Raw genomic sequence first — 7,435 nt, 5'->3', positions numbered from 1 at the left:
CAGGAAATCGCGCCAGTCGGCAGGGAGGGCAATCGTCTCGGTCGTCATGGGATAGCGGCGCTATAGGCGTGAGGTCGGTCCCCTTCCAACGAAAAACGCCCCGGATTTCTCCGGGGCGTTTGTCCGTGCCGACAGTGTCGATCAGTGATGATGGGAATCGCCCTCGTCTATAATCGGCAGCGTCTCGAACTGGTGAAACGGCGGTGGGCTCGACAGCGTCCATTCGAGCGTCGTCGCACCTGAACCCCAAGGATTGTCGGGCGCTTTCTTGCCGGAAAACAGCGACCACAGTAGGTTGATGAAGAACACCGCCAGTCCCGCTGCCATGATCGAATAGCCCCAAGCCGAGGCGACGTGGTTCCAATAGGCGAGGCCATCCTGGAAGTCGGGCATACGGCGCGGCTGGCTTTGCAGCCCCAAAAAATGCATCGGCATGAACAGCACGTTCACGCCCACGAAGAACACCCAGAAATGCACTTGGCCGAGCAACTCGTTGTACATCCGTCCCGACATTTTCGGGAACCAATAGTAGAAGCCGGCGAACAGGCTGAACACCGCGCCGAGGCTGAGCACGTAGTGGAAGTGCGCCACGACGTAATAGGTGTCCTGCATGTAATCGTCGACGCCGCCGTTCGCGAGCACGACACCGGTCACGCCGCCCACGGTGAACATGAAGATGAAGCCGATCGCCCACAACATCGGCGTCTTGAAGCTTAACGACCCGCCCCACATCGTCGCAATCCAGCTGAAGATCTTGATGCCGGTGGGCACGGCGATCACCATCGTCGCCGCAGTGAAATACATCTTAGTGTTTACGCTGAGGCCCGTCGTGAACATGTGGTGCGCCCACACGATGAACCCCACCACGCCGATCGCGACCATGGCGTACGCCATGCCGAGATAGCCGAAGACGGGTTTCTTGGAGAAAGTCGCGATCACTTGGCTGACCATGCCGAAGCCCGGCAGGATGAGGATGTAGACCTCGGGATGGCCGAAGAACCAGAACAGATGCTGGAACAGGACGGGATCGCCGCCGCCTTCGGCCGCGAAGAAGGTGGTGCCGAAGTTGCGGTCGGTGAGCAGCATGGTGATGGCGCCGGCCAGCACCGGCAGCGACAGCAGCAGCAGGAACACGGTGACCAGGATCGACCACACGAACAGCGGCATCTTGTGCAGGGTCATGCCCGGCGCGCGCATGTTGAAGATGGTGGTGATGAAGTTGATGGCGCCGAGGATCGACGACGCACCGGCGAGATGCAGCGCCAGGATCGCGAAGTCGACGGCCGGACCCGGATGGCCCGAGGTCGATAACGGCGCGTACATGGTCCAGCCGGCGCCGACGCCGTTGGCACCGGGCTCGCCTTCCACGAAGGTGGAGATGATGAGCAGCGCGAAGGCCGCGGGCAGCAGCCAGAACGAGACGTTGTTCATGCGCGGGAACGCCATGTCGGGCGCGCCGATCATCAACGGCACCATCCAGTTGCCGAAGCCACCGATCATCGCCGGCATTACCATGAAGAAGATCATGATCAGACCGTGCGAGGTCACGAACACGTTGTAGGTATGGCTTTCGTGGAAGATCTGGACGCCCGGATACATCAGCTCGATGCGGATCAGGATCGACATGATGCCGCCGATGATGCCTGCGCAGATCGCGAAGATAAGGTACATCGTGCCGATGTCCTTATGGTTCGTCGAATAGACGTAACGCCGCCATCCGGTCGGATGGGCGTGGGCATGATCGTCGTGCGCGTGGTCGTCGTGAGCCGGTGTTACCGCGGTCGTTGCCATTTTCAAATCCTGCTTTGTCGTCTCTTGGCAGTCTGGGCCTGTCGGCCCGCGGACCTCGCGGTCCCGTCGCTCTTAATCGTTGCCGCTATGAGCCGGAGCTCACTGCGCCGCGGGTGCCGCCGACGCGAACGAATTCGCCGGGTTGCTCGCAAACTTCTTCTTGGCGGTCTCTACCCAGGCTGCGAATTCCTGGTCGCTGACGACGCGGATCGCGATCGGCATGAAGGCGTGGTCCTTGCCGCACAGCTCCGAGCACTGGCCGTAGAACATGCCGACCTTGGTCGCCTTGAACCAGGTCTCGTTAAGACGGCCGGGGACGGCGTCGATCTTGATGCCGAAAGCCGGAATTGCAAAGGAGTGAATGACATCGGCGCCGGTGGTTTGGACGCGGACCACCTTGTTGACCGGAACCACCATCTCGTTATCGACGCCGAGCAGGCGCGGCATCTTGTCGGCGGCCATCAGCGAGTCGAACTCGAAGGGTCCGTTATCGGGATAGGCGTAGCTCCAGTACCACTGCTTGCCCGTCGCCTTGATGGTCAGGTCGGACTTCGGAATGTCCAGCTCCAGGAACAGCAGGCGGAACGAGGGCACCGCGACGGCGACCAGGATCAGCACCGGGATCAGAGTCCATGCGACCTCGATCAGGGTGTTGTGGGTGGTCTTGGACGGCACCGGGTTGGTCTTGGAATTGAACTTGACCACCACCAGGATCAGCAGCACCAGCACGAACAAGGTGATGGCGGTGATCAGCCAGAGCAGGAAATTATGGAACCAGGTGATGTTTTCCATCACCGGCGTGGCGGCTTCCTGAAGCTTGTATTCCCAGGGCGCGGGCTGCCCCAATTCGGCGAAAGCCGCGCCGCCAAAGGCGATACCGGCGAAAACGACCGCAAAACCCAGCAACCGGCGGCCAATCTGGCCATTCGACATCTTCATGCCGCGCGCGCTCCCATGTAAAATTCACGCATTCCGGCGTGTCGCCGTGACCTGCGGACCAGGCCGCATCCGGACAAACGGCACCAGGCCGCTTCGTTAGAATGCGTCGAAATCCAGCCTCTCAAACCATAATTCGCGCGCTGTCGCAATGCAGTAATGGGTTCGTCCGCGATGCATTCGAGGGTATTGCCCCGACGATGCATTTCCCCCATGGAATCAGGCGAAACTGCGATATCGATGGACGCGTGGTGCTTGACAGGCGCATTGTCCGATGTACGCACAGTTCCGGCGCCTGGCGGCGGGCTGATTCGCCCGGCGGGCGCTATTCCGTGCGGCGGATGCCTTCAAGGTGCCGTCATTGCCGTATCAGACCTTAGCGACGGACATTTGCCAAATTCTACTGCCAAGGGATCGACCCTGATGGGCCATTCGAAATTCCAGCACCTACGGGCTGCGGGCCGCAACGCTCGCTTTGTTGCAGCCTTGCGCCGCCTTGGGCTCGGCTGCGCCGCGATGGCCATGCTGGCGGCGCTGCCAACCGCGTCCCTGGCCCAGGGCGCAGTGCGCTCGGTGCACGGCGACTGGCAGATCCGCTGCGACACCCCGCCCGGCGCCCAGGCCGAGCAATGCGCCCTGATCCAGAGCGTTGTGGCCGAGGACCGCTCCAATGCCGGCCTCACCGTGATCGTGCTGAAGACCGCCGACCAGAAGAGCAAGCTGATGCGTGTGGTCGCCCCGCTTGGCGTGCTGCTGCCGTCCGGTCTCGGCCTCAAGCTCGACAACCAGGACGTCGGCCGCGCCGGCTTCGTGCGGTGCCTGCCGAACGGCTGCGTCGCCGAGGTGGTGATGGACGACAAGCTGCTCGGCCAGCTGCGCACCGCCAAGACCGCGACCTTCATCATCTTCGAGACCCCCGAAGAAGGCATCGGCTTCCCGCTCAGCCTAAACGGCATCGGCGAGGGCTACGACAAGCTACCGTAAGGTGCGCAAAGCCAGGGATACCGCCATTACCCCCGCCGGCTGGCGTAGTAATCGAAAAGCTGGCGCGCCTCGACCGAGAGCCAGTCCGCTTCACCGGTGATATAGCCCTCGACCTGCCCGGTGATGCCGATCAGGAAAGTGATCGGCATTCCGTAAAGCGCGAATGGCGTATCGATGCCGTCGCTTGCGTCGGCTCGCGCCACCAATCCGCCCGGATCGAGGCCAATCGCGAGGTTGCGGAGTTTCAACCGCTTGACGAACGGCGCGACCAGGGATCGATCGCGGTCGGTGGCGATCGCCACGACCGCCAGGTCGGTACGATGAGCTTCCGCGAGCCGATCCAGAATCGGAAGTTCGACCCGGCAGGCCGCGCACCAGGTCGCCCAGAAATTGACGAGCACGACCTTGCCGCGAAACGACGTCAGGTCGAGCACGCCACCGGCAAGGTTTGGTATTGGCGCCGGCGGGACGGGCCGCGCGCCGCGGACCTGCGTAAATTGATGCCGAACGGTCGCGAAAGACGGCGGCCCGGACGCGGCGCGAACCGGCAATGCCGGTAACGCGAGCAAAGTGCTCGCGCCCATGATCCCCGCGACAACCGCACGGCGGGTAGGAACACGATGCGACGTCATGCCAGATGCTCCACTGTCCAGGCTTAAATCCGCGCGTCAGGATCGTATGTAGGACCAGCCGGCTTCCTGCAATTCGACGATGCGCCCGGGCCCGCTCGGCACGAGATCGACGTTGTCGATCAGCGTGACCGGACGTCCCTCGTTGCGCTCCATGCCCAGCTTGGTCGCCTCGCAGACCACGAAGCGGATATTCGGATTGAGCGATCTCACCATGCGCAGCATATCCTTCACGGGCGAGGTGTCGGCGCGCAACATGTGGACGCCGGCATTGTAGGCAACGACCTCGATCATGAACGCCTCGTTGCGCTCCTGATAGTATTTTGGAAGGTTGAGCGCGGTCGAGATCAGCGCACGCATCGTGGTGGGATCGTCGCTGTTGATCGGGAGCACCAGCCGGTGCGGCACCACCTCAACTACCTTGGCCGGCGGCTTCGATGATGCCGCCTGCGACCCCGTCGGTAACAGGGTCACGGACAGCGGCACCGCAAAGGCCAGCAGGAGCCCCACGGCAAGCGTCAATGGATGGCGGGGGAAGTCCATCGCATCAGCCTTGCGATGTCTTGACGAACGATGCGATCTGGCCGCGCCCGGCAAAGGCGACCACGGCGCTCAAGGCCAGCAGGACGATGGCCGGGACGGCCGAGCCGCCGATCACAAAGAGATGGGTGATAATCGCGCCCATCATGACGCAGATCAGCAGCAGCGCACCGTAGACCGCCTTCTGCGGCAACAGCAGCAGGATCGCGCCGAATATCTCGAGGCTGCCGGTGAAATAGCGAAACCATTGCCCGAGTCCGATATGCTCGAACTCCTCGACGAGCATAGGGACGCCGTACCATTTGGCTGCGCCAGCGGCGGCAAAGGCCAAGGCGAGCAATCCCCTGACGCACCACAGCGCTACGAACTTCCATCCTGACGGCGACGAAGCAACAGCAACCGACATCGATAACTCCTGATTTGATCCGTTCTGCCCGGTCAATCGACCCAAGCCTTCCATCGCGAACATTCAGGAGTAAGATGAAAAGGACAAGTAGGATGCTTTTTGTGAGGCAGTATGAAAAATGTGACTATTGAGACGGACGGCGAAAGCGCTCCGCTGGCTGGCTGCCCGGAGACGTTGAAGTTTCGTCGCGCACTGGGCGTGCTCGCGGGGAAATGGAAGGGCGAAATCCTGTGGGAGTTGGTCCAGAGCAAGCGCCGCTTCGGCGAGCTGCGTCGATCGATTCCGGGCGTGACGCAGCACATGCTCACGATCCAGTTGCGCGACCTCGAGGCCAACGGACTGGTCAAGCGCACCATCTTCGCCGAAGTCCCTCCGCGCGTGGAGTATGAGATCACGCCGGCTGCCAAGGCGCTCAAGCCGGTATTCGACGAGCTGCTCAAATGGTCGCAGGAACACGGCTTTCCGACCGGCCCGCAAGCGACGAAAATACTACCGGACACGAAGGAATCGCGCGCACCGCGAAACGGAAGCAGGCTCTAAGCTACAGCCCCCAGCTCTGCGCTGCGATCATGATCGACGAGAGCCTCGAAGCGGTCCGCCTTACTCGCCCGGAACCAACGTCCTTACCGACCTGGTTGCCCGCCGCTTCGCGGGGCGCAATTTTCGCCGCGACAAATACAGCAGGAAGCCGGTCACCATGAACAGCGGCATCAGGCTTGCGGCGAGCATGAACAGCAGCCGGCCGGGCCAGCCGAGAATGGCGCCCTGGTGGATGTCGAGCACGCTCGCCAGCACCTTGTCGCCAAATGCCTTGTCGGCGTAGATCTCTTCCGACACCACGCGGCCGGTGGCGTCGATGCGAAATTCGTCGCGGGCGCCTTCGCGCGCAACATCGCGCGCCACGGAGCGAATCCGCAGCACCGTGCCGGCGCCGTTCGGCAATGTGACCTGCGCGGTTGCGTAGCGGCTGCCCTGTCGTTCCAGGAACGCCGACCACGCCCGATCCAGCGTCAGCGGCCCGGCGTCAGTGACGCTGGCGCGCACCGGCTTTGCCGGTTTGGGCTGCATCGTCGCGGCGACAGTGCGACTGGAAAACAGCCAGGTGGCGCCGTCCCGGTACCAGTCGAACGACCACCACAGGCCGGTGGTCGTCATCACCAGATAGATCAGCATCACCCAGGTGCCGGCGACGGAATGCAGCGACCACTGGAAGCCGCGACCGCGCATCGACAGGTTGGGCTTGAGCCACGCTTTGACGCTGCGGACGTGCCGCGGCCAGCGCAGCACCAGCCCGGAAATCAGCATGATCATCAGGCAGATCGCGGTCACGCCGGTGATTTGACGGCCCCAGCCCTTGGCATCGCCCGGCAGCAGCAGCCAGCGATGCAACTGGCGAACGGTGGCGAAAAACCCGTCGCCGCGCGCCGTGCCGAGCACGTGGCCGTCATAGGGATCGACATAGGCCGCAGCCGGCCGCGCGCCGCCCTCGCTGCGCGCAAAGCGGACGTGCACCGACGCCGCCGGGTCGCTGGACAGGGTCAGTGCCGAGACCCGACCGGCATCGCCAGCCTGCAGCCGCGCGATCAGGCCATCCGGCGTCAGCGGCGGCGCCGGCCGCGCCTCGACGTGCATGATGCCGGCGTTCAGCCAGTCGCCGATCTCGTCTTCGAAGCTCATGGTCGCGCCGGTCAGGCCGATCACGGTCAGCACCAGCGAAATGGCAAGGCCAATGATGGAATGGACCTGCAAAAATGCGGCCTTGATCGGGCGTTTGCTCATGAAGGACGGATATCTCGGTGAGGGAAAGGGACGGCGCCGGATCGGCGCCGCCGGCCGGCCAGCACCGGGCGGAGGGCACAACGCACCCGCACAATATCGGACGGCGGGATGCCTCGCCACCCGAGGGGGCTCCGGCCAGTTTGTAATACCTCTACGTTTACCGCCGCGATCCGCCATCCCGGTACCGCCCGTCGAGGGCCAATAGGCCCTCCCCTTTTGCGACGGCAGTGCCTATCTTCAGGACCACGTCGCCACAGGGCGCGCTTTCGGCGCGTACTGGGGCCGGAATCGCAGGTTACCGTGTTGTAAGAAGACTCTGTCGTCGGTTCTTCCTAGACATAACAACCTGTGGCGACGGTTTGCCGCCTCC

At 63.1% G+C, this 7,435-nt stretch carries 8 protein-coding genes; 2 read left to right on the top strand and 6 right to left on the bottom strand.

Features of this window, described 5'->3' with window-relative positions; all coding sequences use genetic code 11:
- Positions 1–141: 141 nt before the first annotated feature.
- Both ctaD and coxB read right to left on the bottom strand, forming a co-directional pair.
- Positions 142–1,791, bottom strand: a complete 1,650-nt coding sequence (gene ctaD / locus JWR89_RS10895; RefSeq protein ID WP_299715549.1) for a cytochrome c oxidase subunit I — start codon at positions 1,789–1,791, stop codon at positions 142–144.
- A gap of 99 nt (positions 1,792–1,890) precedes the next feature.
- Positions 1,891–2,730 (bottom strand): cytochrome c oxidase subunit II, encoded by an 840-nt coding sequence (coxB, locus tag JWR89_RS10890; RefSeq protein ID WP_299715546.1) that lies wholly within the window; start codon positions 2,728–2,730, stop codon positions 1,891–1,893.
- A 387-nt stretch (positions 2,731–3,117) separates the two neighbouring features.
- Between coxB and JWR89_RS10885 the strand changes: the two genes are divergently transcribed.
- Entirely contained in the window at positions 3,118–3,711 is a 594-nt protein-coding gene (locus tag JWR89_RS10885; RefSeq protein WP_299715543.1) for an invasion associated locus B family protein, read from the top strand.
- Positions 3,712–3,737: 26 nt separating this feature from the next.
- Here JWR89_RS10885 and JWR89_RS10880 read toward each other — a convergent pair whose 3' ends face one another.
- From JWR89_RS10880 to JWR89_RS10870, 3 genes are read right to left on the bottom strand one after another with little or no spacing between them, the layout of a single operon-like run.
- Positions 3,738–4,343 (bottom strand): TlpA disulfide reductase family protein, encoded by a 606-nt coding sequence (locus tag JWR89_RS10880; protein WP_299715540.1) that lies wholly within the window; start codon positions 4,341–4,343, stop codon positions 3,738–3,740.
- A gap of 36 nt (positions 4,344–4,379) precedes the next feature.
- Positions 4,380–4,883, bottom strand: a complete 504-nt coding sequence (locus JWR89_RS10875; protein WP_299715537.1) for a DsrE family protein — start codon at positions 4,881–4,883, stop codon at positions 4,380–4,382.
- A gap of 4 nt (positions 4,884–4,887) precedes the next feature.
- On the bottom strand, positions 4,888–5,286 hold the full coding sequence (locus JWR89_RS10870) for a DoxX family protein (protein WP_299715552.1): 399 nt from the start codon (positions 5,284–5,286) through the stop codon (positions 4,888–4,890).
- Between the two features lie 111 nt (positions 5,287–5,397).
- Between JWR89_RS10870 and JWR89_RS10865 the strand changes: the two genes are divergently transcribed.
- A complete protein-coding gene (locus JWR89_RS10865; protein WP_299715533.1) occupies positions 5,398–5,826 on the top strand; it encodes a helix-turn-helix domain-containing protein in 429 nt (142 codons plus the stop codon).
- Between the two features lie 60 nt (positions 5,827–5,886).
- On the opposite strand, the gene JWR89_RS10860 is transcribed toward JWR89_RS10865, so the two are convergent.
- Positions 5,887–7,065 carry a PepSY-associated TM helix domain-containing protein gene (locus tag JWR89_RS10860; RefSeq protein ID WP_299715530.1) on the bottom strand — a complete coding sequence of 393 codons (1,179 nt, stop codon included), beginning with the start codon at positions 7,063–7,065 and terminating at the stop codon, positions 5,887–5,889.
- Between the last annotated feature and the right edge of the window lie 370 nt (positions 7,066–7,435).

The sequence above is a fragment of the Tardiphaga sp. genome (assembly GCF_028290785.1).
Classification (GTDB): domain Bacteria; phylum Pseudomonadota; class Alphaproteobacteria; order Rhizobiales; family Xanthobacteraceae; genus Tardiphaga.
This window is presented reverse-complemented; position numbering and strand designations above follow the sequence as displayed.